This window comes from Pseudomonas sp. ADAK18, from assembly GCF_012935695.1.
GTDB lineage: Bacteria > Pseudomonadota > Gammaproteobacteria > Pseudomonadales > Pseudomonadaceae > Aquipseudomonas.
On sequence record NZ_CP052859.1, the window covers coordinates 6,446,495 to 6,471,780 of the forward strand.

Consider the following 25,286-nt stretch of genomic DNA (forward strand, 5'->3'; position numbering starts at 1 on the left):
CGTAGGCGCTGTAAGGGAGGCCGTCGAATCGGCCAGGTGCAATTCTATTTTTTGCCTGTCAGGCCACCCAGCAGACCGCCCAAACCTCCGCTTGCGGGGGTTGTTGCAGTCCCTGTGCCGGACGTACTGCCACCGACGTTCAAACCGCCGAGCAGGCCGCCACCGCCAGTGGTGCCACCCGTGACCAAACCACCCACCGAGGCGACGGTGCCGCCTACTGTTGTGACAACGTTACCGACGGCATTAGTGACCGGGTTGGCATTGGCCGTGGTGATGTTAGTGCCAAGACCGCTCACGGCCCCGCCGACTGCTGTCACCAATCCGTTGACGGGAGCGCCGATACCGGTTGTGGTGCCGACGTTCTGCGTCAGGCTGGTAACGCCCGAGGTGACAGGGTTCAATGCTGCGCCGACATTAGTCGCCAGTGCGGCGACTGGAGAGCTCGCTGCGGTGTTGGCTACACCTGTGCCGCCGATCAGAGTACCCACCGACGCGACTGCGCCACCCAGTGCACCACCCGTTACGCCCGCGGCACTGACTGTGCCGTTGGTGTTGCCCGCGTTCAGGCCGTTGCCGAGGTTGGCGACGACACCACCGACCAGTTCCGGCAGGCCGGAGGCAGGAGCACCACCGGCACCCGTACCGGCTGAAGGCGCCACATAACCACCAGAAGTGTTGAGCACCGCACCTGCGCCGCCGAGCACGCTGCCCACCAGGGTGGTGACAGGGTTGCCAGTCCCACCGGCGCCAGTCACTTGAGTGCCAAGGCCGGTAACGGTCGAGCCGACTTTATCCAGCACGCCATTGAGCGGGGCGCCAAGGCCAGTCGCCTTGCCCAGGTTGCCGGTGGTGTTTTCCACCAGGGAAATCACCGGTACCAGCACCTTGCCGCCTATTGCATTGGTCGCGGAGCCAAGAGGCCCACTGGTACTGTTCACGCTCAGGGTGTTGCCCAGCATGTTGACAGCCTGGCCGACGGTGCCCACCAGATTGCCCGCAAGGGGCGCCACTGCCGTACCGACCACGGGCACGCCGCCCAGCAACGTGCTTACTGACTGGCCGGTAGTGGAAACGCCGGTACCCAGGGTGGCGACGCCGTTACCCACACCTGCGAGTGTGGTGCCCAGGGCGTTGCTGTTCGTACCCAACGTGCCGAGGCCAGTACTGACGCCTGTGCCGATGTTGCCGACGGCGGTGCCGACGGACGTTACCAACCCACCAGCCGTTACGCCGACTACCGGAACACCGCCAACGGTTGTGCCGATGCCACCAATAGCAGTGCCGACATTACTGAGGGTGCCGCCCAGGTTGGCTGCAATCTGGCCTGTGACCAGCGGGCTGGTGGTTGAGCCTGTTCCGCCGCCAGTGCCGCCACCGGTGCCACCGCCTGTTCCGCCGCCAGTACCGCCACCGGTGCCACCGCCAGTGCCGCCGCCGCCGCCGTCACCGCCACCGGTGCCGCCGCCAGTCCCGCCACCGGTACCACCGCCTGTTCCTCCACCAGTACCACCGCCGTCACCGCCACCGGTGCCGCCGCCAGTCCCGCCACCGGTACCACCGCCTGTTCCTCCACCAGTACCACCGCCGTCACCGCCACCGGTGCCACCGCCAGTACCGCCGCCGTCACCGCTACCAGTACCGCCACCAGTGCCACCACCGTCACCACCACCAGTGCCGCCGCCAGTCCCGCCACCAGAACCACCAGATCCGCTACCTGCGCCTGCGTCTGGAGAGGATGCACTGGTACTGCTGTGATGACCGCCACCACCGCTGCTGCAGCCGGCGAGGCTCATTGCCAGAATCAGCGCCAGCACGGTACTTGCTTTGAATAAAACTGCTTGAGTTTTCATGATTGAGTTCCTTGCACCTGGTACAGCCTTTGTTGTTTTCGAAAGTTCGCTGCTTCTAGAGGGCAGTGATACTTTCGTCCGTATGGCTATAACAGGCTCAGGTACAGTTTCTCGCAATGCTCAACTTGGTATTAACGATTTATATACATTTAGTCGGTTTCTCCTTAATGACTAATACCAAGGGTGTAATCAATAGAAAATCAGCGAGGTAGGTTCTTTTAAAAACAATAGGATAAGTCAGTTAGCAGGCTATTGGATTCCCGTTATAACTTAGTGTGTATACATACAATTTAATTGGCGGCAGCCCAGAAACCTGGGCTGCCTTCAGGAAATTGGATGCCATTTGCCGCTCATATGTTCTATATCGCTGGCACCCTTCAATTGCAACTCACCGCTGGACGCCGCTGCACTACTCAGTAATGTCACTTCGCTGGGCAGGCGCACCGGCTTTTTGAACTCGACCTCTATCTCGATATTGGCGGCTGGCAAGTGCTGGCCCAGCGCCGCCAATGTGCGTGCCTTGATCCACAGCCCATGGGCAATTGCCTGGGGAAACCCGAACAACTTGGCACTCAACGCACTCAGGTGAATCGGGTTGTAGTCGCCAGAAACACGCGCATAGCGCCGCCCAATATCGGCTGGAGCCTTCCAACGGCTCAGTTCGCTGAGGCCAGTGGGCGACAACGCCGCAGTATCCGCCACCTCGCCCGGCAGTTTCACTCCACGGCAGAGCATTCGGCTGTGTGCTTCCCACAGCGGGCCCAATGAGTCTTCCATCGTGGTCACCAGGTCAAATGTCGCGCCCTTGGCGTGGGGCTGCAAATTTTGCGTGCGCACGCCAACCCGCAGGTAACCCACGCTGCCCAGCGTACGCAGGATACGAATGCGATTGCTCAGGTGGATCAGGCCCAGCAGAGGAAACGGGAAATCCCTGGCGGTGAGCAACTGCATCTGCAGGGCAAACGCGAGGATGTGTGGGTAAGTGGCCGGCAGGATCGCGCTGTCTTCAAAACCGCACACCTTGCGATAGGCCGCCAGGTGTTTGGGGTCCACGCTCATCCAGCACCGCAGCCCCGCTTCGGGCAGCGCAGTGCCGCTGATTTTGCGTTTGAGCGCTGCCCGCCAATAAAGGGGCGGCAGAAAGGGTGTGCTGTCCAGTGTGTGCCAATCCATATTTATGCCCCCAAAAGACTTTGCCCGCAGACCCGCAGCGCCTGCCCGCTCACGGCCCCCGAACCCGGTTGGCTGAGCCAGGCCACCGCTTCGGCAACGTCCTGAGGCAGGCCGCCCTGGCCCAGGGAGCTCATGCGTCGTCCGGCTTCACGCAGGGCGAAGGGAATATGCGCGGTCATCTGGGTTTCGATAAACCCGGGTGCCACTGCGTTGATACTGATCCCGCGCTCCCCCAGCAACGGAGCCCAGGCCTGGGCCAGCCCGATCAGCCCGGCCTTGCTTGCGGCATAGTTTGTTTGCCCGCGATTGCCGGAGATGCCGCTGATGGACGCCAGCAGTACCACACGACCGTTGTCCTGCAAGGTGCGGCTGTCGAGCAGGGCTTTGGTCAGGACTTGTGGCGCGTTGAGGTTGACTGCCAGTACGGCGTCCCAATATTCCGGGGTCATGTTGGCCAAGGTTTTGTCGCGAGTGATGCCGGCGTTATGCACAACGATGTCGATGCCGCCCGGCAACTGCTCGACAAGCTGTGTGGCGGCGTCTTCGGCACAGATATCCAGGGCGATACTTCGCCCGCCCAGGCGTGCGGCCAGTGCCTCGAGATCAGCCTTGGCCTGTGGCACGTCCAGCAGAATGATTTCGGCACCGTCACGGGCCAGGGTTTCAGCAATTGAGGCGCCAATACCTCGCGCGGCACCGGTCACTAATGCCTTGCGCCCGGCCAGGGGGCGGGTCCAGTCCTGGACCTGGATCGCGCAGGCGCTCAGGCGGATCACCTGGCCTGATACATAGGCACTTTTCGGTGAGAGGAAAAACCGCAGCGCGCCTTCCAACTGATCTTCCGCACCGTCGCCCACATAGAGCAATTGCAGGGTGCCTCCGCTGCGCAGTTCCTTGGCCAGGGACCGGCTGAAACCTTCCAGGGCCCGCTGGGCACTGGCGGCGAATGGGTCGGCGAGGCTTTCCGGAGCACGGCCGAGGATCACCAGGTGGGCGCTGTGATCAAGGTTTTTCAGCAGCGGCTGGAAGAACTCTCGCAGCTGCTTGAGCTGATCGGTGTGCTGCAATTGGCTGGCATCAAACACGACGGCCTTGAGCTTGGGACCGTGGCCGGGAATCCAGGCCGGTGCCACCAACGGTTCGGGGCCATAGCTATAAATGGCATCGGTGAGTTTATTGGCAAACGGCAGCACCTTTGCTGCCAGCGGGCCGCCGCCGATCAACAGCGCGCCCTCCACCGGACGCAGGCGTCCAGCCTGCCAGCGTTCCAGGCGTACCGGCGACGGCAGGCCAATGGCGGCGACCAGGCGATGGCCGAGGCTTGAGTTGGCGAAGTCGATATAACGGTCAGACATGGAACGCTCTCCGAGTGCTGGGGTTCAAACGGTGGACCATCAATAGGTGAAAGTCGTTCGATTGAGCCTAGGCTAGTCTCAACGACTCGACCCACAACCTTCAGGGAGCTTTCCATGACTCAATTGCGCCGTGTAGCGATCATTGGCGGTAATCGCATCCCCTTCGCCCGGTCCAACGGCCCTTATGCCACGGCGAGTAACCAGGCGATGCTGACCGCCGCCCTGGAAGGCCTGATCGAACGCTACAACCTGCACGGTCTGCGCATGGGCGAGGTGGTCGCTGGTGCGGTGCTCAAGCATTCACGGGATTTCAACCTGACCCGCGAGTGCGTGCTGGGCTCGCGGTTGTCGCCGCAAACGCCGGCCTACGACGTTCAACAAGCCTGTGGCACGGGGCTTGAGGCGGCGTTGCTGGTGGCTAACAAGATTGCCTTGGGGCAGATTGAATGTGGGATTGCCGGTGGTGTCGATACCACGTCCGACGCGCCCATCGGCGTCAACGAAGGGCTGCGCAAGATTCTGCTACAAGCCAACCGCAGCAAAACCATGGTGGAAAAGCTAAAGGTCTTGTTACAGCTTCGTCCCCATCACCTCAAGCCGGAGTTGCCACGCAATGGCGAGCCGCGCACGGGTTTATCCATGGGTGAGCACTGTGAGTTGATGGCGCAGACTTGGCAGATCCCCCGCGCTGAGCAGGACCAACTGGCCCTGGAAAGCCATCAGAAAATGGCCGCATCCTATGCCGAAGGTTGGCAAAATGATTTGCTCACGCCGTTTCTCGGCCTGACCCGCGACAACAACCTGCGTCCTGACCTGACCCTGGAAAAGCTCGCCAGCCTCAAACCCGCCTTCGAACGCAGCGAAAAGGGCACCCTGACGGCGGGCAACTCGACACCGTTGACCGATGGCGCCTCCCTGGTGCTGCTGGGCAGCGAGGCTTGGGCCAAGGAGCGTGGTTTGCCGATCCTGGCGTACCTGCGAGATGGCGAAGCGGCGGCGGTAGACTTCGTCAACGGTGCAGAAGGCCTGTTGATGGCGCCGGTGTACGCCGTCCCGCGCTTGTTGGCCAGGAATGGTCTGACGCTACAGGACTTCGATTACTACGAGATTCACGAAGCCTTCGCTGCCCAAGTGTTGTGCACGCTGAAGGCCTGGGAAGACCCGGAATACTGCAAGACGCGCCTGGGGCTGGATGTGCCGCTGGGTTCTATCGATCGCAGCCGTTTGAACGTCAAAGGCAGCTCATTGGCGGCCGGGCATCCATTTGCCGCCACGGGCGGTCGCATCGTTGCCAACCTGGCCAAGCTGTTGGATGCGGCCGGGAAGGGCCGGGGGCTTATTTCAATCTGCGCTGCAGGCGGTCAGGGGGTGACGGCGATTATCGAGCGTTGAACTCCGCTATCATCCGCGGACCCCTACAGGGATCGCGGGTAAAAAGGTGCGTTGCCGAATTAATCTGGCACATTGGATGCATTCTTAAGCGGTCAAAGGTCGGTACCCTCTCCCCGGCGTGAGAGGATTGCCGTATAACGAGTGCCATACGCGTGTTTGGTAATAAAGGACCCACAATAAAAGCTGATGAAGACTCCTAAACGCATTGAACCCCTGATCGAGGACGGTCTGGTCGACGAGGTGCTGCGCCCACTCATGAGTGGTAAAGAAGCAGCTGTTTATGTGGTGCGCTGCGGCAACGAGTTACGTTGCGCCAAGGTTTACAAGGAGGCGAATAAACGAAGTTTTCGTCAGGCATCCGAATACCAGGAAGGCCGCAAGGTCCGCAACAGCCGGCAAGCTCGGGCCATGGCCAAGGGCTCCAAATTTGGCAAGAAAGAAACCGAAGACGCCTGGCAGAACGCTGAGGTGGCTGCGTTGTTTCGTCTGGCCGGTGCGGGCGTTCGCGTGCCCAAGCCGTACGACTTCCTTGAAGGCGTGCTGTTGATGGAGCTGGTGGCCGATGAATACGGCGACGCGGCACCGCGGCTTAACGACGTGACGCTTGACCCGGACCAGGCTCGTGAATATCACACCTTCCTGATTTCCCAGATCGTGCTGATGTTGTGTACGGGCTTGGTGCATGGTGACTTGTCCGAATTCAACGTGCTGTTGACGCCGACGGGCCCGGTCATCATCGACTTGCCTCAAGCGGTAGATGCGGCGGGTAATAACCACGCGTTCAGCATGCTGGAACGGGATGTAGGCAACATGGCTTCCTACTTCGGGCGTTTCGCGCCGGAGTTGAAGAAGACCAAGTACGCCAAGGAGATGTGGGCGCTATACGAAGCCGGCACTCTGCACCCGGCCAGTGCCTTGACCGGCGAGTTCGATGAGCCGGAAGAGTTGGCGGACGTGGGCGGCGTTATCCGTGAGATCGAAGCGGCGCGGCTGGATGAAGAGCGGCGTCAGGCGATCCGTGCGGCTGACGATGCGCCACCGAGCAAAGCCTCGGAGGAGCCTCCACCGCCGCCTTGGATGCAGTGATCTGACGGTAAATGGAGATCTAAATGTGGGAGCGGGCAAGCCGCAAAGGCGGCTGTAGCCGCTGACGAGGTACGAGGCTGCGATGCGTGTCCGCAGGACCGCCGCCTTGGGGCCGCTACGCAGCCCATCGCAGCTTCATTCTTCAGCAGCGGCTACAACCGTTTCCGCGAGCAGATCGCACCGCCGCTCCCACATTTGCTTCGCGTTTAGTCAGTTGGAACTGCAGCAACTGCCCGCCGCCAATTCCTTGAGAATCGGACAGTCCGGCCGATGATCACCCTGGCAATGCTCGGCCAGGTCCTGCAACGTGTCACGCAACTGCCCTAACTCACGAATTTTCTGGTTCAGCTCTTCGATGTGCTGGCGCGCCAGCGCCTTGACGTCGGCGCTGGCCCGTTGCCGGTCCTGCCACAAGGTCAACAGCCTGCCGACTTCCTCCAACGAAAAGCCCAGATCCCGCGAGCGCTTGATAAACGCCAGGGTGTGCAGGTCGTCGGCGCCATACAGGCGATAGCCGCTGTCGGTACGGTGGGCGGGTTTCAACAGTGCTATGGACTCGTAATAGCGAATCATTTTGGCACTCAGGCCGCTTTGGCTCGCCGCTTGGCCGATATTCATGGGTGATCCTCCTGATCGTTGGGTTTCCAGGTTTTCAACAGCGGTACACTGCTGGACATGCCGACGCTCGACAGGGCCATTGCCGCCCCTGGCAGTACCTGGGCCCCGCTCAACCCGTCCAGCGCAGTTGGCGCGGGTGATGCCGCCGAAGGGCAGGTCGAAAGTGGTTGATCCGTTCATGGGCAGTACTCCAGAAGAAGTTGCCCCTAGGATCAACCTTGACCTGAGGGGAAGGTCAAGGTTTCAAATCAATGTTTCAGTAATCCAGCGTGGCCGGTTTCAGGTACATCCCGTCTTGGCCCAGGGCAATACGCACTTTGCGCACATCACCGGCTTTCAAATTCATCTCTTGTGCCTTGGGCGCCAGCATTCCTGGCAGGCAACCGGCGGCTTGCCCCGGCAGCAGCTTGAGGCGTAGCGACACCTTGCCTTCCGGCAGATTGAACGAGGAGGCCTGTTCCTGGAACAACCTTCCCGCCAACTGATCATTGATGTACAGGCCGATCTCGCAATTGGTCGGCACTTCCAGGCGCTCCCGGGAAATAATCAGCACAGCATAGTCTTCGGCGGCGCTGGCCATCGGCGTAGCAGCGCACAAGCTCAACAGGCTGACAAGGCCAAAAAACGACCAGCGCATGACGAATTCTCCGAAGTAACAAAGGGTGGAGGCATGAAGCTTGGCCGACGATGCGGCTGAATACCAGCCCGGCAGGCATTTTCAGAACTTGACCTTGCCCTCATGGCAAGGTCAAAACTGCCTGTACCCTCATTAAAGGAGTCATGTCATGCAAGTATTCAATGTTGAAGGAATGACCTGCGGCCATTGTGTCCAGGCGGTGACCCAGGCGGTGCAAGGCAAGGATCCGGCAGCCAGCGTGCGGGTAGACCTTGCCGCAAAGGAGGTAGGTGTCGAAAGCCGTCTGTCACCGGAAGAAGTCATCGGCCTGATCACGGAAGAAGGCTACAGCGCCAGGCTCGCCTGATTTTTTAATAGTTAGCGAGCTATCGTAATGTTCAAGGCACCCATGCCCGGCTAGACTGTCGGTCCTGACTGAGCTGGGTGCCTGATGAACCTTCGCATAATCCTGATTTTGGGTGCCTTGAGCGCGTTTGCGCCACTGGCGATCGACTTTTACCTGCCTGGCTTCCCGGCCATGGCCCTGGCCTTCGGCACCGACGAAAAACATATCCAGCTGACCTTGGCGGTGTACTTCACCGGCTTGGCCATCGGCCAGTTGATCTATGGGCCGTTGGCGGACCGTTTTGGTCGACGGGTTCCGCTGTTGAGCGGTGTCACCTTATTCACCCTGGCTTCCCTGGCCTGCGCCTACGCGCCGACCCTGGAGTGGCTGATCGGTGCGCGTTTCGTCCAGGCATTGGGCGGCTGCGCGGGCATGGTGATTTCCCGGGCGGTGGTCAGCGACAAATGCGACGCGGTGGGTTCGGCCAAGGTGTTTTCCCAGTTGATGTTGGTGGTCGGGCTGGCACCGATCCTCGCGCCAATGCTGGGCGGGGTGATGGTCGGCCTCTATGGCTGGCAGTCGATTTTCCTGGCGCTGACGGTGTTCAGCGTGTTCGCCGCCGTGGCGGTGGCCGTTGGTCTACCGGAAAGCTTGCCGGCCAATCAGCCGCGCCAACCGCTTTCCGGCGCGTTGCGCCAGTACGGTCGCTTGCTGGCGGACCGGGTATTTCTCGGGTATGCCCTGACCGGTGGCATCGCGATTGCCGGGATGTTTGCCTACATCGCCGGCTCGCCTTTCGTATTTATCAAGCTCTACGGCGTGCCTGCCGAGCATTACGGCTGGCTGTTCGGTACCAACGCCGCCGGCTTTATCCTGGTGGCGCAAGTCAATGCGAGGCTGCTGTCCAAGCGTGGTCCGGCATTTTTGCTGGGGCGTACGGTGTGGATTTACCTGGCGGCAGCCTTGGCGTTACTGGTGGTGAGCGCGTTGCACACTGAAGCCTTGTGGCCGTTGTTGGTGCCGCTGTTTATTTGCATCGCCAGCCTGGGCTGTATTTTGCCTAATACTTCAGCCTGCGCCATGAACGGGCAGGGTGCCCGAGCCGGCAGCGCGTCGGCGTTACTGGGCTGCATTCAGTTTGGTGTGGCGGCGGGCGCGGCGTCGTTGGTCGGGGTTTTGCACGACGGCACAGCCATGCCGATGGCGATGGTCATCAGCTTGTGCGGGGTGTTGGCGGTGACCGTGGCCACGTTGACCCGACGCTTGCAGCGGGAAAAGGCCCTGGCTGTAGCCGCTGCCGAAGAATGAGGCTGCGATCGAGGGCGAAGCCCTCGTAAGGTCGCGCAGGCGTTTCATCAGGCAGACCGCATAAGCCGTTTTACGGCTGCTTCGCAGCCGAACGCAGCCTCGCAAGCTCGACAGCGGCTACAGGGAGTCAGCCGGCTGAGCGATGTTGTTCGGGAAAACGGTGAGGCGCCTGGATTCGGCTTTGCAGGGTGTCGGCAAAAGCGCGGGCTTCGGCCTCACTGCGGAAGGTAAAGGCGTTCTGGTCCAGACGAACCTGCCATTTGTTGCCTTGAGATTTTGCTAACGCTTTTATCAGGATCTTCATTGCTGACTTCCTCACGTAAAAGATTGCGTGGCAAAGGCGGCCAATATAAACCCGAATACGCTTACAAATATGACAAGGATCAAGTCTCAGACTAGCGGTGTCGTCCATCACTCACATGAATAACGGACGGCACTGACAGACGCGTTTCTTAGAACCCTTCCAGCACGATCTTGCCCTTGGCCTTGCCGCTTTCCAGCAGCTCATGGGCGCGGCGCAGATTAGCGGCGTTGATCACCCCAAAGTGCTCGCCCACCGTCGTTTTCAATGTGCCGGCGTCGATCAGTTCGGCCACGCGATTGAGCAGGTTGTGCTGTTCGATCATGTCGGGCGTCTCGAACATCGAGCGGGTGCACATGAATTCCCAATGCAGCGAGAGGCTCTTGCGCTTGAGCTTGCTGATGTCCAGCGCCTTGGGATCATCGATCAGCGCGAGCTTGCCTTGGGGCATCAACGCTTCCACCAGTTGGTCCAGGTGATGGTCGGTCTGGGTCAGGCTGGCGACGTGGGTCACGTGCGCAACGCCTGCGCGTTTAAGCTCTTCGCTCAGCGGTTGGCTGTGGTCAATCACTAGGTCGGCCCCCAGGTCCTTGGCCCAGGCTTGGGTTTCCGGGCGCGAGGCGGTGCCGATGACCTTCAGTGCGGTGAGTTGTTTGGCCAGTTGTGTGAGGATCGAGCCCACACCACCAGACGCGCCGACGATGAGTAGGCTCTGGCCTTCATCCGTCTTGCCTTCGCGTACTTGCAGCCGTTCAAACAGCAGCTCCCAGGCGGTGATGGCGGTCAGCGGCAGTGCGGCGGCTTCGGCAAAACCCAGGCTTTTCGGCATGTGGCCAACGATGCGTTCGTCGACGGTGTGCAGTTCGCTGTTGCCGCCTGGGCGTACCAGCGATCCGGCGTAGAACACCTTGTCGCCGGCCTTGAACAGGGTCACTTCACTGCCCACGGCCTTGACCACACCGGCGACGTCCCAGCCCAGCACTTTGGCTGCGCCGTTTTCCGGGGCGACGTTCTGGCGGACTTTGGTGTCCACCGGGTTGACCGAGATGGCTTTGACTTCCACCAGCAGGTCGCGGGGACCGGCGACGGGTTCCGCCAGCTCGATGTCCTGCAGGGACTTTGGATCGTTGATGGGCAGTGCGGCGTAATAAGCGATGGCTTTCATGATGGTTTCCAGAAAATGAGTCAGTGATCAGCCGAGGAACTTCAGGCGCTTGAGCTCGAAATGCTCAATCACGTCAGCGGCCTTGGTGCGAAAGCTTTGGATATGGGCGCTCTGGTCGTGAGCGTCCAGCGCGGCGTCGTCGTTCCAGCGCTCGAGCATGTAGAAGGTCTCGGGGTGTTGTAGGTCCTGGTGCAAGTCGTATTGCTGGCAACCGGCTTCGGCGCGGGTAGGCTCCAGCAGCCCGCGAAGCAATGGTTCGAGGGTGTCTTGTTGACCGGGTTTGGCAATCAGCGTGGCGATGACGTTAAAGGCGGTGGACATATTCGACTCCAGACACGTGTTGAATAAGATGGACAGATGATTGGCTATTTCTCTTGAAGATAAAACCCGCTAAAAGAGCAGTCTCTTTCAATTTTTTTTTGATAATCGGTCGGGACGATCAGCATGCTGCGTTTTGATGATTTGCAGTTATTTGTCCGTGCCGCGGACCTGGGCAGCCTCTCGGCAGCGGCGCGGGTCATGGATATGTCGGCGGCGGTAGCCAGTGCTGCGTTGAAGCGTATCGAACAGCAACTCGGGGCACGGTTGTTGGCGCGCTCCACCCGCAGCCTGCGGCTGACGGCGGAAGGCGAAGGTTTTCTGGAGTACGCCCGTGCGGCCTTGAGTTCCCTGGATGAGGGGCGCCGGTTGTTAGCCAGCGGTCAGGACCAGGTCAGTGGTGTCTTGCAGTTGTCGGCGCCTTCGGACTTCGGCCGCAATCAGCTGTTGCCCTGGCTGGATGAGTTCCAGGCCGAATACCCCAAGCTGAGCGTGCGCTTGCTGCTGGGCGACCGCATCGCCGACCTGTTCCGCCAGCCAGTGGACATCGCCTTGCGCTACGGCGAACCCGAGGACTCCAGCCTGATTGCCTTGCCCATCGCCCCGCAAAACGTTCGGGTACTGTGCGCGGCGCCCAGCTACCTGGCCCGGCATGGCGAACCTCGTCACCTGGAGCAACTGGCCCAGCACAATTGCCTGCTGTACATGCTCGGCAGTCGGGTGCATGACCATTGGAGTTTTCACGACGGCAAGCGCGAGGTCAGCCTGACGGTGACGGGCGACCGTTTCAGTGACGATGCCGACGTGGTTCGGCGATGGGCCGTGGCGGGTGTCGGCATTGCCTATAAATCCTGGCTGGACGTCAGTTCTGATGTGTTGGCCGGGCGTCTGCGCCTGCTCCTGCCGGAGCTGCAAGGTGAGCGTACGCCGCTCAATCTGTTGTGCGCCCATCGCGCGCAGTTGAGCAAGCCGATCAACCTGCTGCGGGAAATGCTCGTGTCCCGTTGTGCGAAGTTGACTGCGCAGTTGCCAGACCGATTGATCTCTACGTAATAACCCCGGCAATTTGGGGAACTTTCACGCGATGCCTGTCTGTGATTCGTCTGTCAGACGCCGCGGAAATGGGTGTTTTCGCACCTATACTTTTCCGCGCAGAGCAGCAGACAAATGATTCAACAGGGAGTGAATAGATGGAACAGGCACCTTGCATCAGCCAGATCGCCACACTGTTGGCCGACCGAAAACGCACCGCGATGATATGGGCGTTGATGGACGGCTCGGCTAAACCCATTGATGAGTTGGCGCACGTGGCGGGGGTATCGCCAGCGTCGGCTAATGCCCACCTGACGCTGTTGGCGGCCGGCGGTTTGTTACGTGTTGAGGCTAGGGGAAAGAAGCGTTTTTTCCGTATGGCTGCCCCTGACGTAGGTGCCGCCGTCGACGCCTTGGCCAGTGCTACGGTGGCTAGCGTGGCGCGCAGTCAACCGCAGATGGTCAAGGCATTGGTTGCACCGGCATCGCTGCGCGGTGCCAGACTTTGCCAGGGGCATTTAGGGGGGCAAGTGGCGGCTGCGCTTTATCAACGCATGATGGCGGCCGGGTGGGTTGAGCGACAGGAGCAACGGATTCAGGTGACCCCCAAAGGTGCGCGCAGCCTGGCAGGTTTCGGGGTTTTTACCCAGGCGCTGGCGCAGGGCGGCCATTCGCCCATTGCCTGTGACTGTTTCGATTGGAGTGAGCAGCAGCCACATCTAGGTGGCGCATTGGGCGCAGGCTTATTACAGCTGTTCATGCAGTCGGGCTGGGTCAGTCTGAGCAATGAGTCCCGGGCGTTGCAGATTACTGAAGTGGGGCAGCTGGAAATTGCCCGGCTGGCCGCTGCCCCTACATCATTAGGTGATTAAGGCTTCACCAACCGCGCATCCAGGCTGTTTTGTGCCAGGCGTTTGGCCTGGTCCTGGGTCATGCCCAGGGACGTGTGCAGCGCATGGAAGTTCTCGGTGACATAGCCACCGAAGTACGCTGGATCGTCCGAGTTCACTGTGACCTTCACGCCACGCTCAAGCATGTCGAGGATGTTGTGCTGGGACATGTCGTCGAACACGCAGAGCTTGGTGTTGGACAACGGGCACACGGTCAGCGGGATCTGCTCGTCGATGATCCGCTGCATCAGGCGCTCGTCTTCGATGGCGCGCACGCCATGATCGATGCGCTGGATCTTCAGCAGGTCGAGGGCTTCCCAGATGTACTCCGGTGGGCCTTCTTCGCCGGCGTGGGCAACGGTCAGGAAACCTTCGTGACGGGCGCGATCGAACACTCGCTGGAACTTGCTCGGTGGGTGGCCCATTTCCGAACTGTCCAAACCAACGGCGACAAACGCGTCACGGAACGGCAGCGCCTGGTCGAGGGTTTTCTCGGCTTCTTCCTGGCTCAGGTGGCGTAGGAAGCTGAGGATCAAACCGCTGGTGATGCCCAGTTGTTGCTCGCCATCTTTCAAGGCGGCCGCGATGCCATTGAGCACCACTTCGAACGGCACGCCACGGTCGGTGTGGGTCTGCGGGTCGAAGAAGGGTTCGGTGTGGATCACGTTCTGCGCCTTGCAGCGCAACAGGTAAGCCCAGGTCAGGTCGTAGAAGTCCTGGGAAGTGCGCAGCACATCGGCGCCTTTGTAATAGAGGTCGAGAAACTCTTGCAGGTTGTTGAAGGCATAGGCCTTGCGCAGGGTTTCGACGTCGTTCCACGGCAGCGCGATCTTGTTGCGTTCGGCCAGGGCGAACAGCAACTCAGGCTCCAGCGAGCCCTCCAGGTGCAGGTGCAATTCGGCCTTGGGCAGGGCGTTGAGCCAGTCGTACATTTATAAGTTCTCATCAGGTGCAATGGCGGCATTCTACAGGGCAAGGGCGAAATAATCGGCAAAACCTGATCAAACGGTGAGCATTCGCTTTCTTCGCACAAGTGTTGGGTGAGCTAAGGTGTAACGAAACGTTAGCGGCGTGGTGCAGTCTGTACCCCATCTATGACTGATTTGCCGTTCGAAAAAGGCTCGTAATGTTCACATCCCTCAAGCAAGAAAAATTCATGCTGCTGGCGCTGATCGCCGCCATTGCCGCTTACCCGTTGGAACACTGGATGCTCCATAGCGGGCAGAAAGTCGCGCTGCTGGGCGGCCTGGTGCTGATCGGTTTCATCGTCGTGGCCTCGATGCGCGTGGCCCATCACGCCGAGCAGTTGGCGGAAAAGGTCGGCGACCCCTACGGCACCATGATCCTGACCCTCGCCGCCGTCCTGGTGGAAGTGGTGATCCTGGCGATCATGATGAGCAATGAACCGTCACCGACGCTGGTGCGCGACACCATCTATTCAGCGGTGATGCTCGACATCAACGGCATCCTCGGCCTGGCGGCATTGATGGGTGGCATCAAGCATGGCGAGCAGTCCTACAACGATGATTCGGCACGGACCTACAGCGTGATGATCCTCACGGCCATGGGTGTTTCGATGGTGGTGCCGGAATTTATCCCCGAGGCCGACTGGAAGATTTACTCGGCCTTCACCATCGGCGCGATGGTGGTGTTGTACACCTTGTTCCTGCGGATGCAGGTTGGGCCTCACAGCTACTTTTTCAGCTACAGCTACCCGGACAAGCGCCGTAAAAAGCAGTCGGAAGAAGAAAACCCACCGATCAGTCTGGCGTTCTCTATCGGGACCTTGGTGTTCGGCGTGATCGTGATTGGCTCGCTGGCCGAGGTGATGTCCAAGACCCTGGACCTTGGCCTTGAAGGAACGGGTGCGCCGCCGGTGATCACCGCAATCCTGGTGGCCGCGATTTCCGCCGCCCCGGAGATTTTGACCGCGTTGCGGGCGGCGCTGGCCAATCGCATGCAGTCGGTGGTGAACATCGCTTTGGGTGCTTCGTTGTCGACGGTGATCCTGACTGTGCCGGTGATGGAAGCCATGGCGTTGTACACCGGCCAGCCGTTTCAGATGGCGATGACGCCGGTGCAGACGGTGATGGTGTTTATCACGCTGATCGTCAGTGCGATCAACCTCAACGATGGCGAAACCAACGCCATCGAAGGGATGACCCATTTTGTGTTGTTTGCGACTTTTATCATGCTGTCGCTGTTGGGGTTGTAACCGCCCTTTAGAACACAGCAAATTCAATGTGGGTGCGGGCTTGTGTGGGAGCGGGCTTGCTCGCGAATGCGATATATCAGTCAACATCTGTATCGACTGAATCACCGCCTTCGCGAGCAAGTCGAATCGTCGCACCGCCGCTCCCACCTTTTGCCCTGCGGAGGGCTCAGGTTCCGCTGATCAACGCACGCGCCGCCTGGCTGTGATCAGCAATCAAACCTTTCAGGTCCAGGCCTTCGACTTGCCCATCGATGACCCGCCACTTGCCACCCACCATCACCCGATCCGCCCGGTCGGCGCCGCACAGCAGCAGCGCCGAAATCGGATCGTGGCTGCCGGAGAAGCGCAGCTCATCCAGTTTGAACAGTGCCAGGTCAGCCTGTTTGCCTACGGCCAACTCACCGATATCGCTACGGCCGAGCAATTGCGCCGAGCCTTTGGTGGCCCAGCCCAACACCAATTCCGGTGTGATCTTTTCTGCACCGTAGCGCAGGCGTTGGATATACAACGCCTGGCGTGTTTCCAGAATCATGTTCGACGCATCGTTGGACGCCGAACCGTCTACACCCAGGCCAATTGGCGCACCGGCTGCGAGCAGGTCCAGGGTTGGGCAAATACCCGAGGCCAGGCGCATGTTGGAACTTGGGCAATGGCAAATCCCGGTGCCGGCGGCGCCGAGCCGCGCAATCTCGTCCGGGTTGAAGTGAATGCCATGGGCCAGCCAGGTGCGCGGTCCGAGCCAGCCGACGCTGTCCAGATAATCCACGGTGCGCAGGCCGAAGCGCTGCAGGCAGAAGTCTTCTTCGTCGAGGGTTTCTGCCAGGTGGGTGTGCAGGCGCACGTCGAGGCTGTTGGCCAGTTCGGCGCTGGCGGCCATGATTTCCTGGGTGACAGAGAACGGTGAGCAGGGCGCCAGGGCGATCTGGATTTGCGCGCCGTCGCCACGCTCGTGGTACTGGGTGATCAGGCGCTGGCTGTCGGCGAGGATGACTTCGCCCTGTTGCACGGTTTGTTGCGGTGGCAGGCCTCCGTCGGCTTCGCCCAGGCTCATGGAGCCGCGGGTCAGCATGGCGCGCATGCCCAACTCGCGCACGCTGTCGACTTGCACGTCGATGGCGTTTTCCAGGCCGTCGGGAAACAGGTAGTGATGATCGGCCGCCGTGGTGCAGCCCGAGAGCAGCAGTTCAGCCAGGGCAACTTTGGTGGCCAGCGCCAGTTTCTCGGGCGTGAGTCGGGCCCATACCGGGTACAGGGTTTTCAGCCATGGGAACAGCGGCTGATTGACCACCGGGGCCCAGGCGCGAGTGAGGGTTTGATAGAAGTGATGATGGGTGTTGATCAGCCCGGGCAGGATCACATGCTCGCGAGCATCGAAGACTTGTCCGCAGGCGCTGGCGGGTTCTTGCCCCAGGCCGAGGACTTCAACGATCACGCCATCCTGCACCACCAGGCCGCCACGGGCTTCGAGGGTGTTGGCGGTGAAAATCGCGAGAGGGTTTTTTAACCAGATACGGGTCGCAGGCATTGGCCGGCTCCTCTGAATGATGGGTTCAGGTTTGCCAGCTCAGTGTTGCCCTGTCTGCTGATCCAGGGTCGCCGGTGAGGGCGAGGTGGGGAGTTTACGTGCGGATCGTTATCGCAGGCAATCGGGCGATAACGATCCGGGCGATGTTTACCAGGGAATGTTCTGGCCCAGGTAGTCGATGAAGTGATGGCCGCCCTTGCCGGTGTAGGCATTCACTTGCTTGACCAGGCCACGGACGCTGGTCTCGACGTCGATGTGCGCATCTTCTCCGCCCATGTCGGTTTTTACCCAGCCTGGGTGCAGGGACAACACGGTCAATTTTTGATCACCCAGTTGCGTGACAAAACTGTTGGTCATGGAATTCAGCGCGGCCTTGCTGGCCTTGTACAGCGCCAGGTCCGCGCCATCAGGGATGGCAACGCTGCCCAGCACCGAACTCATGAACGCCAGCGCGCCACTGTCCGGGCGAATCTGCCCGATAAAGCGTTGGGCCAGGTTGATCGGTGCCACGGCATTGGTGAAAAACAGCTGGCCGACTTCAGCCTGGGTTGCGTGGCCGGGTGTCTGGTTGGTTGGGCCTTTAACGCCGGCATTGACGAACAGCAGGTCGAAGGTCTGTGCCTTGAGGCGTTGGTTCAGGGCGATCACGGCGTGTTGATCGTCCATGTCCAACTGTTCGATCTGTACATTGCCCAAGGCCTTCAAGGCATCAGCCTTGTGTGGGTCGCGTACGGTGGCGGTGACTTGCCAGCCGTCGCTCAGCAGTTGCTTGACCAGGCCAAGGCCCAGGCCTCGGGAGGCGCCGATGATCAGCGCGGTTTTTGGCGTAGACATGAATGGCTTCCTTTGGAGTGAAGATTCAGGGTTCAGTGGACAACAGTACCTCAGTCCTCGCGGTAGTAAAGCCTGGAGAGTTGATCGAAAAACGTACAGTCACCCGCAAGCGTTGCCGCCTCTGCCACCTGCGCACTCTTGCACGGGTTATCCACAGGTTCCTCCACAGGAATTGTGTGCAAGCTAGCTGGCTGGGTATAAGCGCTGCGGTGCTTTGTTCTAAAGGCGATAAACAACCTAACTGACTGTTTTAGAGCTGGATTAATACTTTCGTGTACGCGCTTGAGTGAAAATTGATCAACACCCTCAAGTCCTTGTGACAGAAGGGTTACAGGCGAGTGTGCTCAGGTTATCCACAGGCAGGTGCACAGTAGGTGTGGGCAGTTTTAGCGTTGCAGCAGAATACGTCCGCGGCTCAAGTCCGCCAGTTGTGTCTGCAGTGTATTGATCTGCGCTTCGCCCAGCGCTAATTGCAATTCCACTCCGTTGGCGGTGAAGGTTTCTTCCACCACCAGCCCGCCGAGTTCGGCGACACGCAGTTTCACCAGAGTCAGCTCGGCAAAACCACAGGCACAACTTAGGGGAACGCGGCTGATCAACTCGATCCGCTCGGCGTTCTGCAGGCATTTATTGGCGCCGCCGCCGTAAGCACGGGCCAACCCGCCGGTGCCCAGTTGGATGCCGCCGTACCAGCGGATGACCAGCACGGCCACCTGATCAAAGGCCTGGGCCTCGATAGCTGCCAGGATCGGCCGCCCGGCAGTGCCGCCGGGTTCGCCATCGTCATTACTGCGGTACTGGTCGGCCAATTTCCAGGCCCAGCAATTGTGCGAGGCATTCAAGTCACTGTATTGATCGATGAACGCCTGGGCGTCCTGGGCGCTGGTAATGGGCGCAGCGAAGGTGATGAAGCGGCTTTTGCGTATTTCTTCACGAAATTCGCAAAGGCCGGTAAGTGTGAAAGGCATGGGTCGCTTCGTTTAGAGGGCTGGCTTGATGCCGCAGCCTTTGAGAATGATGTGGATAAGGTTGGTGCCGGCGTCTTCCATGTCTTGTTTGGTCAGCTTGGTGCGACCCGTGACGCGGCAGATTTGGGTGGCGAAGTCGGCGTAATGCTGGGTGCTGCCCCAGAGCAGGAAGATCAGGTGTACCGGATCTACCGGGTCCATCTTGCCGGTGTCGATCCAGGCCTGGAACACCGCCGCCCGACCACTGAACCAGGCGCGATAGTCCTGGCTAAAATATTCGGTCAGGCACTCGCCGCCGCTGATGATCTCCATGGCGAAGATTCGCGAGGCTTGCGGCTGACGTCGGGAAAATTCCATTTTGGTACGGATGTAGTGAGTCAGCGCCTCGGCTGGATCGTCCTCGGCGGTCAGCGCGTTAAAGGTGCTGTCCCACAGTTCGAGGATATTGCTGAGTACGGCGATGTACAGCCCCAACTTATTGGTGAAGTAATAGTGCAAGTTGGCTTTGGGCAGGCCGGCACTCGCAGCGATGGTGTTCATGCTGGTGCCTTTGTAGCCATGGCGAGCGAACTCGTCTTCGGCGGCCTGGATGATCGCTTGTTCGTTCTTTTGCCGAATGCGGCTTGCAGGTTTTCCAGTGTGGTTGCTGTGGGCAGGAACTTCGAGGCTCATGGAGGTTTCCGTGCAGATCGATGAATGCGACTTATGCACAGATAACCCACCCTCAAGCCTCAGACAAGTCCCGATACGATAAAACCTTTAAAGCGGTTCCAGGGTGTCGCTTTCCAGTGCCTGTTTTGCGGCAGGTTCGACGACCTTTGCTTCAGGCAATAACAGACACAAGACAATCGCGGTCAGCCCGCCGCTGGTGATGGCTGAGTCGAACAGGTTCTGTACCAGAGTCGGCATCAGATGCAGCAAATTAGGCTGGGCCGCAATTCCCAGGCCGACGCCGAAGGAGGTCGCGATAATCAACATGCTGCGTCGATCCAGCGGGGCCTGGGCGAGAATACGTACGCCGGCGGCAGCGACGCTGCCGAACATTACGAGGGTGGCACCGCCCAGCACGGGTTTAGGGATCTGCTGCAACACCGCACCAATCAGTGGAAATAGCCCGAGACAAAACAGCACCACTCCGATGTACAGGCCGACATAACGACTGGCGACGCCGGTCAGTTGGATGACGCCATTGTTTTGGGCGAAGGTGGTGTTGGGGAAGGCGCTGAAGGTGGCGGCGATCATGCAACTGACGCCATCCCCCAGCACACCACCCTTGAGTCGGCTTATATAAGAAGGGCCGCTGATGGGCTGACGGGCGATCATGCAGTTGGCGGTAAGGTCGCCAACGGTTTCGATGGTGCTGATCAGATAAATCAGCGCGACTGGTAGGAAAGCGCTCCAGTCGAAATTGAAGCCGAAGCGAAAGGGCGTCGGCAGGCTGATCAACGGCAGGTCGGGTAGCGGTTGGGGTACCAGTTTGCCGCTGAACCAAGCAGCAAGGCTGCCCAGCACGAGGCCGATGATGATGGCCGAGAGGCGCACCCATGGCGTGTTCGAACGGTTGAGCAAGATGATCGTCAATACGACGAACAGGCCGAGGGCCAGATTGGTAGGTGCGCCAAAGTCCGCTGCGTTGAATCCTCCGCCCAAATCCGTGATGCCAACCTTGATCAGGCTGATGCCGATCAGGGTGATGACAATCCCGGTGACCAAGGGCGTGATCACTCGTCGCAGTTGGCCGATAAAGCGGCTCAACACTATCTGCACCACTGCGCCGAAAAAGCACACGCCGAAGATCATCGCCAGGATGTCTTCCGGGCTACCGCCGCGTTGCTTGACCAGAAAACCGGCCGACAGAACCGCGCCGAGAAAAGCGAAGCTGGTGCCTTGCAGACAGATCATTCCCGCACCGATACCAAACGGCCTACGGGCTTGTATGAAAGTGCCGACACCCGAGACCATCAACGCCATGCTGATCAAGTAGGGCAGGTGAGCGGTCAAGCCCAGGGTGGAGCCGATGATCAGCGGCGGGGTGATGATCCCGACGAAACTGGCCAGTACGTGTTGCAGGGCGGCAAGAAATGCGGGCAACGGTTTGGGGCGGTCGTTGAGGCCGTAGATCAGATCGCTGGGGCTGGAGGATTCTGGCGGCATGGCAGGCAAACTCGAGGCTGACGGTTCAAGGTCCTCATGCCTTGCAAAAAGCTGTCCATGTGCTCAGGTTTTTCTGTAAGGCCCGTCTCAGCGGGTCGCAGCCAGGCTTTCGAGAAAACTTTCCAGCACCAAATGAGGGCGACGGCCCTTGCGCGTGACCGAAGCGAGGCTCAGGTCATAAAAACGCACGGCAGGTTTCAGGGCGCGCAGACGCCCTTGTTGTACCCAGAGACTGGCGTAGTGATCCGGCAAATAGCCGATGTAGCGGCCGGTCAGGATCAGGAAGGCCATGCCTTCACGGTCGGAGGCGCTGGCGGTGCAATTGAGGGCCTGATAGTGGGCCTGAATCTCGGCGGGCAGGCGGAAGGTCGGTGCAATGGCGTCCTGGCTGTTGATGCGCTCATCGTCCAACTGCTTGTCGTCGGCATAAAACAAAGGGTGACCGACGGCGCAGTAGAGCAGCGAGCGTTCGCTGTACAGCGGCTGGTATTCAAGACCCGAAAGGGCGCTGGCCTGGGGGACTACGCCAACGTGCAGGCGACCGTCGAGCACGCCTTGTTCCACTTCGTTGGGGGCGATCATACGGATCTGGATCTGCACGTCCGGCCCGCGCTCTTTCAATTGTGCCAGGGCATGAGTGATACGCATGTGGGGCAGGGTGACCAGGTTGTCGGTCAGGCCGATGATCAGTTCGCCCCGCAGGTGTTGGTGCAGGCCGTTGACCTCGGTGCGAAAACTTTCCAAGGCACTTAATAGCTGCAACACCGATTGATAAACCTCGCGCCCTTCCTCGGTCAGGGAGAACCCGGCTCGCCCTCGTTGGCACAGGCGTAGGCCCAGGCGCTGTTCGAGGTCGCTCATCTGTTGGCTGATGGCTGAACGACCGATGCCCAGCACGGTTTCTGCCGCCGAAAAGCCACCGCACTCCACCACGCTGCGAAAGATGCGCAGCAGGCGGATATCGAAGTCGCTGACTTGCGCCAGGGGATCGGGGCGACGGCTGCTCATAGTTTAGTGAAGGCCTGACTGAAGGTTAGAAGAGTTGGATTTCACCGACTTTATCCCCGTGGCAATTTAGCTGCAACAACGCTTTTCGAATCCCTACGCTGCCTTTTGCCTTGCGAGGTTTTGCTCATGAACATGCCCGAAAACGCCCCGTCCTCTCTGGCCAGCCAATTGAAGCTGGATGCTCACTGGATGCCGTACACCGCCAACCGCAACTTTCATCGCGACCCGCGTCTGATCGTAGCGGCCGAAGGTAGCTGGTTGACCGATGACAAAGGACGCAAGGTGTATGACTCGCTGTCGGGTCTGTGGACCTGTGGCGCCGGGCACACTCGTAAGGAAATCCAGGAAGCGGTCGCCAAGCAACTGGGCACATTGGACTACTCGCCGGGCTTCCAATACGGTCATCCTTTGTCGTTCCAGCTGGCAGAAAAAATCACCGATCTGACCCCAGGTAACCTGAACCATGTGTTCTTCACCGACTCCGGCTCCGAGTGCGCCGATACAGCGGTGAAGATGGTGCGTGCTTACTGGCGCCTGAAAGGCCAGGCGACCAAGACCAAGATGATCGGCCGTGCCCGTGGTTATCACGGTGTGAACATCGCCGGTACCAGCCTGGGCGGCGTCAACGGCAACCGTAAGATTTTTGGTCAGGCGATGATGGACGTTGACCATCTGCCGCACACGCTGCTGGCAAGTAACGCCTTCTCCCGTGGTATGCCGGAGCTGGGTGGTATCGCTTTGGCCGATGAGCTGCTTAAGCTGATCGAGCTGCACGATGCATCCAACATCGCGGCAGTGTTTGTCGAGCCGATGGCCGGCTCCGCTGGCGTGCTGGTGCCACCGCAGGGTTACCTCAAGCGCCTGCGCGAGATCTGTGACCAGCACAACATCCTGTTGGTGTTCGACGAAGTGATCACAGGCTTCGGTCGTACCGGTTCGATGTTCGGCGCCGACAGTTTCGGCGTGACCCCGGACCTGATGTGCATTGCCAAGCAAGTCACCAACGGCGCGATCCCGATGGGCGCAGTGATTGCCAGCACCGAGATCTATCAGACGTTCATGAATCAGGCGACGCCTGAGTACGCGGTGGAATTCCCACACGGTTATACCTATTCGGCACACCCGGTGGCCTGCGCGGCTGGCCTCGCCGCACTGGATCTGCTGCAGAAGGAAAACCTGGTGCAGAGCGTGGCTGAAGTCGCACCGCACTTTGAGAATGCGCTGCACGGCCTGAAGGGCAGCAAGAACGTGATCGACATTCGTAACTATGGCCTGGCCGGCGCGATCCAGATCGCCCCACGTGACGGTGATGCCATCGTGCGGCCGTTCGAGGCGGGCATGGCGTTGTGGAAAGCCGGTTTCTATGTGCGTTTCGGCGGCGACACCCTGCAATTTGGGCCAACCTTCAACAGCAAGCCACAGGACCTGGATCGTTTGTTCGATGCAGTCGGCGAAGTGCTGAACAAGATCGACTGATTTCTCCTTCTATATAGAACACACATCAGGCGCGACGAGAGTCGCGCCTGTGGACAACTTTTCAGGAGCCCTGCATGAGCCTTATCCAGCATTTGATCAACGGCGAACTGGTGACCGACAATGGTCGCAGCGCTGATGTATACAACCCGTCTACTGGCCAAGTGATCCATCAAGTGCCGCTGGCCAGCCGCGAAACTATTCAAAGTGCTATCGACTCGGCCAAGGCGGCGTTCCCGGTGTGGCGCAACACGCCACCGGCCAAGCGTGCCCAGGTAATGTTCCGTTTCAAGCAGTTGCTGGAGCAGAACGAGGCGCGCATTTCGCAGTTAATCAGTGAAGAACATGGCAAGACGCTGGAAGACGCCGCTGGCGAGTTGAAGCGCGGTATCGAAAACGTCGAGTACGCGTGTTCGGCGCCGGAAATCCTCAAGGGCGAGTACAGCCGCAACGTCGGCCCGAACATTGATGCCTGGTCTGACTTCCAGCCACTGGGCGTGGTGGCCGGTATCACGCCGTTCAACTTCCCGGCGATGGTGCCGCTGTGGATGTATCCGCTGGCGATCGTCTGCGGGAACTGCTTCATCCTTAAACCATCAGAGCGTGATCCAAGCTCAACGCTGCTGATCGCCCAACTGTTGCAGGAAGCCGGTTTGCCTAAAGGCGTGCTGAGCGTAGTGCACGGTGACAAGGGTGCGGTGGATGCGCTGATCGAAGCGCCGGAAGTCAAAGCGTTGAGCTTTGTGGGTTCGACGCCGATTGCCGAGTACATCTATTCCGAAGCCACCAAGCGCGGCAAGCGTGTGCAAGCATTGGGCGGGGCGAAGAACCATGCGGTGCTGATGCCAGATGCGGACCTGGATAACGCGGTCAGTGCCTTGATGGGTGCGGCTTATGGTTCTTGCGGTGAGCGTTGCATGGCGATCTCGGTGGCCGTGTGTGTGGGTGATCAGGTGGCTGATGCACTGATCGCCAAGCTGGTACCGCAGATCAAGGCGTTGAAGATCGGTGCGGGTACGACTTGTGGTCTGGACATGGGGCCGCTGGTTTCCGGCCAGGCGCGGGACAAGGTCAGTGGCTATATAGAAGACGGCGTATCTTCGGGCGCTGAGCTGGTGGTTGATGGTCGTGGCTTGAGTGTTGCGGGTCATGAAGATGGTTTCTTCCTGGGCGGCTGCCTATTTGACCGCGTGACGCCTGAGATGCGTATCTATAAAGAAGAGATCTTTGGGCCGGTGCTGTGTGTGGTTCGGGTGAACAGTCTGGAAGCGGCAATGCAACTGATCAATGATCACGAGTACGGCAATGGCACCTGTATCTTCACCCGTGATGGTGAAGCGGCGCGTCTGTTCTGTGACGAGATTGAAGTGGGCATGGTTGGCGTTAACGTGCCGTTGCCGGTGCCGGTGGCTTATCACAGCTTCGGTGGCTGGAAGCGTTCGCTGTTTGGCGACTTGCATGCGTATGGGCCGGACGGGGTGCGTTTCTACACCCGTCGCAAGGCGATTACCCAGCGCTGGCCGCAGCGGGCCAGTCATGAAGCGTCGCAGTTCGCCTTTCCTAGTCTGTAAATAGAACGGCTGAAGGCCGGCCCCAAGGGGCCGGCCTTCGCGTTTTCGGGCTTTTTTGACCGATATGACAGATTTGTGAAATTAGGGG

The 25,286-nt window shown here is 59.8% G+C and carries 25 protein-coding genes; 9 read left to right on the forward strand and 16 right to left on the reverse strand.

Going from position 1 to position 25,286, the window contains the following annotated elements; translation table 11 throughout:
• Positions 1 to 44: 44 nt before the first annotated feature.
• From HKK55_RS29040 to HKK55_RS29050, 4 genes are all read right to left on the reverse strand, one after another.
• Complete coding sequence (locus HKK55_RS29040; protein WP_336604620.1) at positions 45 to 1,307, reverse strand: collagen-like triple helix repeat-containing protein; 1,263 nt, start codon at positions 1,305 to 1,307, stop codon at positions 45 to 47.
• Positions 1,235 to 1,741, reverse strand: coding sequence for a hypothetical protein (locus HKK55_RS29485; protein WP_336604621.1), 507 nt, complete (start codon positions 1,739 to 1,741; stop codon positions 1,235 to 1,237). The genes HKK55_RS29040 and HKK55_RS29485 overlap by 73 nt, the downstream gene beginning before the upstream one ends.
• Before the next feature lie 433 nt (positions 1,742 to 2,174).
• The gene (locus tag HKK55_RS29045) at positions 2,175 to 3,023 is read right to left on the reverse strand and encodes a MaoC/PaaZ C-terminal domain-containing protein (protein ID WP_169357727.1); all 849 of its coding nucleotides are present in this window, start codon (positions 3,021 to 3,023) and stop codon (positions 2,175 to 2,177) included.
• Between the two features lie 2 nt (positions 3,024 to 3,025).
• Positions 3,026 to 4,378 carry a 3-oxoacyl-ACP reductase gene (locus tag HKK55_RS29050; RefSeq protein WP_169357728.1) on the reverse strand — a complete coding sequence of 451 codons (1,353 nt, stop codon included), beginning with the start codon at positions 4,376 to 4,378 and terminating at the stop codon, positions 3,026 to 3,028.
• A 114-nt stretch (positions 4,379 to 4,492) separates the two neighbouring features.
• On the opposite strand from HKK55_RS29050, the gene HKK55_RS29055 reads away from it, so the two are divergent.
• Entirely contained in the window at positions 4,493 to 5,770 is a 1,278-nt protein-coding gene (locus tag HKK55_RS29055; protein WP_169357729.1) for an acetyl-CoA C-acetyltransferase, read from the forward strand.
• A 186-nt stretch (positions 5,771 to 5,956) separates the two neighbouring features.
• A complete protein-coding gene (locus HKK55_RS29060; RefSeq protein ID WP_155584841.1) occupies positions 5,957 to 6,856 on the forward strand; it encodes a PA4780 family RIO1-like protein kinase in 900 nt (299 codons plus the stop codon).
• A 210-nt stretch (positions 6,857 to 7,066) separates the two neighbouring features.
• Here HKK55_RS29060 and cueR read toward each other — a convergent pair whose 3' ends face one another.
• Both cueR and HKK55_RS29070 read right to left on the reverse strand, forming a co-directional pair.
• Positions 7,067 to 7,474 (reverse strand): Cu(I)-responsive transcriptional regulator, encoded by a 408-nt coding sequence (gene cueR, locus HKK55_RS29065; protein WP_169357976.1) that lies wholly within the window; start codon positions 7,472 to 7,474, stop codon positions 7,067 to 7,069.
• A 256-nt stretch (positions 7,475 to 7,730) separates the two neighbouring features.
• Positions 7,731 to 8,111 (reverse strand): hypothetical protein, encoded by a 381-nt coding sequence (locus HKK55_RS29070; RefSeq protein ID WP_169357730.1) that lies wholly within the window; start codon positions 8,109 to 8,111, stop codon positions 7,731 to 7,733.
• A gap of 148 nt (positions 8,112 to 8,259) precedes the next feature.
• Here HKK55_RS29070 and HKK55_RS29075 point away from each other — a divergent pair, with 148 nt between their 5' ends.
• Both HKK55_RS29075 and HKK55_RS29080 read left to right on the forward strand, forming a co-directional pair.
• Positions 8,260 to 8,457 carry a heavy-metal-associated domain-containing protein gene (locus tag HKK55_RS29075; RefSeq protein ID WP_169357731.1) on the forward strand — a complete coding sequence of 66 codons (198 nt, stop codon included), beginning with the start codon at positions 8,260 to 8,262 and terminating at the stop codon, positions 8,455 to 8,457.
• An 84-nt stretch (positions 8,458 to 8,541) separates the two neighbouring features.
• Positions 8,542 to 9,744: a multidrug effflux MFS transporter gene (locus tag HKK55_RS29080; protein WP_169357732.1), complete on the forward strand. Its 1,203-nt coding sequence runs from the start codon at positions 8,542 to 8,544 to the stop codon at positions 9,742 to 9,744.
• 127 nt (positions 9,745 to 9,871) lie between these two features.
• Here the strand turns inward: HKK55_RS29080 and HKK55_RS29085 are convergent, their stop codons facing one another.
• The 3 genes from HKK55_RS29085 to HKK55_RS29095 form a co-directional block, all read right to left on the reverse strand.
• Positions 9,872 to 10,048, reverse strand: coding sequence for a hypothetical protein (locus HKK55_RS29085; protein WP_169357733.1), 177 nt, complete (start codon positions 10,046 to 10,048; stop codon positions 9,872 to 9,874).
• 148 nt (positions 10,049 to 10,196) lie between these two features.
• On the reverse strand, positions 10,197 to 11,210 hold the full coding sequence (locus HKK55_RS29090; protein ID WP_169357734.1) for a zinc-binding alcohol dehydrogenase family protein: 1,014 nt from the start codon (positions 11,208 to 11,210) through the stop codon (positions 10,197 to 10,199).
• Between the two features lie 27 nt (positions 11,211 to 11,237).
• On the reverse strand, positions 11,238 to 11,531 hold the full coding sequence (locus HKK55_RS29095) for a putative quinol monooxygenase (protein ID WP_169357735.1): 294 nt from the start codon (positions 11,529 to 11,531) through the stop codon (positions 11,238 to 11,240).
• 123 nt (positions 11,532 to 11,654) lie between these two features.
• Here HKK55_RS29095 and HKK55_RS29100 point away from each other — a divergent pair, with 123 nt between their 5' ends.
• Together HKK55_RS29100 and HKK55_RS29105 are read left to right on the forward strand one after the other, a co-directional pair.
• Positions 11,655 to 12,581 carry a LysR family transcriptional regulator gene (locus HKK55_RS29100; RefSeq protein WP_169357736.1) on the forward strand — a complete coding sequence of 309 codons (927 nt, stop codon included), beginning with the start codon at positions 11,655 to 11,657 and terminating at the stop codon, positions 12,579 to 12,581.
• A 137-nt stretch (positions 12,582 to 12,718) separates the two neighbouring features.
• Positions 12,719 to 13,432: a helix-turn-helix transcriptional regulator gene (locus HKK55_RS29105; protein ID WP_169357737.1), complete on the forward strand. Its 714-nt coding sequence runs from the start codon at positions 12,719 to 12,721 to the stop codon at positions 13,430 to 13,432.
• Here HKK55_RS29105 and HKK55_RS29110 read toward each other — a convergent pair.
• Positions 13,429 to 14,382: an adenosine deaminase gene (locus HKK55_RS29110; protein WP_169357738.1), complete on the reverse strand. Its 954-nt coding sequence runs from the start codon at positions 14,380 to 14,382 to the stop codon at positions 13,429 to 13,431. The genes HKK55_RS29105 and HKK55_RS29110 overlap by 4 nt on opposite strands.
• A gap of 194 nt (positions 14,383 to 14,576) precedes the next feature.
• On the opposite strand from HKK55_RS29110, the gene HKK55_RS29115 reads away from it, so the two are divergent.
• Complete coding sequence (locus HKK55_RS29115; RefSeq protein WP_169357739.1) at positions 14,577 to 15,665, forward strand: calcium:proton antiporter; 1,089 nt, start codon at positions 14,577 to 14,579, stop codon at positions 15,663 to 15,665.
• 166 nt (positions 15,666 to 15,831) lie between these two features.
• On the opposite strand, the gene HKK55_RS29120 is transcribed toward HKK55_RS29115, so the two are convergent.
• The 6 genes from HKK55_RS29120 to HKK55_RS29145 form a co-directional block, all read right to left on the reverse strand.
• The gene (locus HKK55_RS29120) at positions 15,832 to 17,190 is read right to left on the reverse strand and encodes an 8-oxoguanine deaminase (protein WP_169357740.1); all 1,359 of its coding nucleotides are present in this window, start codon (positions 17,188 to 17,190) and stop codon (positions 15,832 to 15,834) included.
• A 147-nt stretch (positions 17,191 to 17,337) separates the two neighbouring features.
• Positions 17,338 to 18,024 carry an SDR family oxidoreductase gene (locus HKK55_RS29125; RefSeq protein WP_169357741.1) on the reverse strand — a complete coding sequence of 229 codons (687 nt, stop codon included), beginning with the start codon at positions 18,022 to 18,024 and terminating at the stop codon, positions 17,338 to 17,340.
• A 386-nt stretch (positions 18,025 to 18,410) separates the two neighbouring features.
• Positions 18,411 to 18,992, reverse strand: coding sequence for a YigZ family protein (locus HKK55_RS29130; protein WP_169357742.1), 582 nt, complete (start codon positions 18,990 to 18,992; stop codon positions 18,411 to 18,413).
• Between the two features lie 12 nt (positions 18,993 to 19,004).
• The gene (locus tag HKK55_RS29135; protein ID WP_169357743.1) at positions 19,005 to 19,664 is read right to left on the reverse strand and encodes a TetR/AcrR family transcriptional regulator; all 660 of its coding nucleotides are present in this window, start codon (positions 19,662 to 19,664) and stop codon (positions 19,005 to 19,007) included.
• Between the two features lie 87 nt (positions 19,665 to 19,751).
• Entirely contained in the window at positions 19,752 to 21,146 is a 1,395-nt protein-coding gene (locus HKK55_RS29140; protein WP_169357744.1) for a uracil-xanthine permease family protein, read from the reverse strand.
• Positions 21,147 to 21,233: 87 nt separating this feature from the next.
• Positions 21,234 to 22,154 (reverse strand): LysR family transcriptional regulator, encoded by a 921-nt coding sequence (locus tag HKK55_RS29145; RefSeq protein WP_169357745.1) that lies wholly within the window; start codon positions 22,152 to 22,154, stop codon positions 21,234 to 21,236.
• Between the two features lie 126 nt (positions 22,155 to 22,280).
• On the opposite strand from HKK55_RS29145, the gene HKK55_RS29150 reads away from it, so the two are divergent.
• Both HKK55_RS29150 and HKK55_RS29155 read left to right on the forward strand, forming a co-directional pair.
• The gene (locus HKK55_RS29150) at positions 22,281 to 23,630 is read left to right on the forward strand and encodes an aspartate aminotransferase family protein (protein WP_169357746.1); all 1,350 of its coding nucleotides are present in this window, start codon (positions 22,281 to 22,283) and stop codon (positions 23,628 to 23,630) included.
• A 74-nt stretch (positions 23,631 to 23,704) separates the two neighbouring features.
• Positions 23,705 to 25,198, forward strand: a complete 1,494-nt coding sequence (locus HKK55_RS29155; RefSeq protein ID WP_169357747.1) for a CoA-acylating methylmalonate-semialdehyde dehydrogenase — start codon at positions 23,705 to 23,707, stop codon at positions 25,196 to 25,198.
• Positions 25,199 to 25,286 lie beyond the last annotated feature (88 nt).

Coding starts and splice junctions, on each gene's coding strand:
- HKK55_RS29045 (WP_169357727.1), bottom strand. CDS start 3,023: ATGGATTGGCACACACTGGACAGCACACCCTTTCTGCCGCCCCTTTAT.
- HKK55_RS29050 (WP_169357728.1), bottom strand. CDS start 4,378: ATGTCTGACCGTTATATCGACTTCGCCAACTCAAGCCTCGGCCATCGC.
- HKK55_RS29055 (WP_169357729.1), top strand. CDS start 4,493: ATGACTCAATTGCGCCGTGTAGCGATCATTGGCGGTAATCGCATCCCC.
- HKK55_RS29060 (WP_155584841.1), top strand. CDS start 5,957: ATGAAGACTCCTAAACGCATTGAACCCCTGATCGAGGACGGTCTGGTC.
- cueR (WP_169357976.1), bottom strand. CDS start 7,474: ATGAATATCGGCCAAGCGGCGAGCCAAAGCGGCCTGAGTGCCAAAATG.
- HKK55_RS29070 (WP_169357730.1), bottom strand. CDS start 8,111: ATGCGCTGGTCGTTTTTTGGCCTTGTCAGCCTGTTGAGCTTGTGCGCT.
- HKK55_RS29075 (WP_169357731.1), top strand. CDS start 8,260: ATGCAAGTATTCAATGTTGAAGGAATGACCTGCGGCCATTGTGTCCAG.
- HKK55_RS29080 (WP_169357732.1), top strand. CDS start 8,542: ATGAACCTTCGCATAATCCTGATTTTGGGTGCCTTGAGCGCGTTTGCG.
- HKK55_RS29085 (WP_169357733.1), bottom strand. CDS start 10,048: ATGAAGATCCTGATAAAAGCGTTAGCAAAATCTCAAGGCAACAAATGG.
- HKK55_RS29090 (WP_169357734.1), bottom strand. CDS start 11,210: ATGAAAGCCATCGCTTATTACGCCGCACTGCCCATCAACGATCCAAAG.
- HKK55_RS29095 (WP_169357735.1), bottom strand. CDS start 11,531: ATGTCCACCGCCTTTAACGTCATCGCCACGCTGATTGCCAAACCCGGT.
- HKK55_RS29100 (WP_169357736.1), top strand. CDS start 11,655: ATGCTGCGTTTTGATGATTTGCAGTTATTTGTCCGTGCCGCGGACCTG.
- HKK55_RS29105 (WP_169357737.1), top strand. CDS start 12,719: ATGGAACAGGCACCTTGCATCAGCCAGATCGCCACACTGTTGGCCGAC.
- HKK55_RS29110 (WP_169357738.1), bottom strand. CDS start 14,382: ATGTACGACTGGCTCAACGCCCTGCCCAAGGCCGAATTGCACCTGCAC.
- HKK55_RS29115 (WP_169357739.1), top strand. CDS start 14,577: ATGTTCACATCCCTCAAGCAAGAAAAATTCATGCTGCTGGCGCTGATC.
- HKK55_RS29120 (WP_169357740.1), bottom strand. CDS start 17,190: ATGCCTGCGACCCGTATCTGGTTAAAAAACCCTCTCGCGATTTTCACC.
- HKK55_RS29125 (WP_169357741.1), bottom strand. CDS start 18,024: ATGTCTACGCCAAAAACCGCGCTGATCATCGGCGCCTCCCGAGGCCTG.
- HKK55_RS29130 (WP_169357742.1), bottom strand. CDS start 18,992: ATGCCTTTCACACTTACCGGCCTTTGCGAATTTCGTGAAGAAATACGC.
- HKK55_RS29135 (WP_169357743.1), bottom strand. CDS start 19,664: ATGAGCCTCGAAGTTCCTGCCCACAGCAACCACACTGGAAAACCTGCA.
- HKK55_RS29140 (WP_169357744.1), bottom strand. CDS start 21,146: ATGCCGCCAGAATCCTCCAGCCCCAGCGATCTGATCTACGGCCTCAAC.
- HKK55_RS29145 (WP_169357745.1), bottom strand. CDS start 22,154: ATGAGCAGCCGTCGCCCCGATCCCCTGGCGCAAGTCAGCGACTTCGAT.
- HKK55_RS29150 (WP_169357746.1), top strand. CDS start 22,281: ATGAACATGCCCGAAAACGCCCCGTCCTCTCTGGCCAGCCAATTGAAG.
- HKK55_RS29155 (WP_169357747.1), top strand. CDS start 23,705: ATGAGCCTTATCCAGCATTTGATCAACGGCGAACTGGTGACCGACAAT.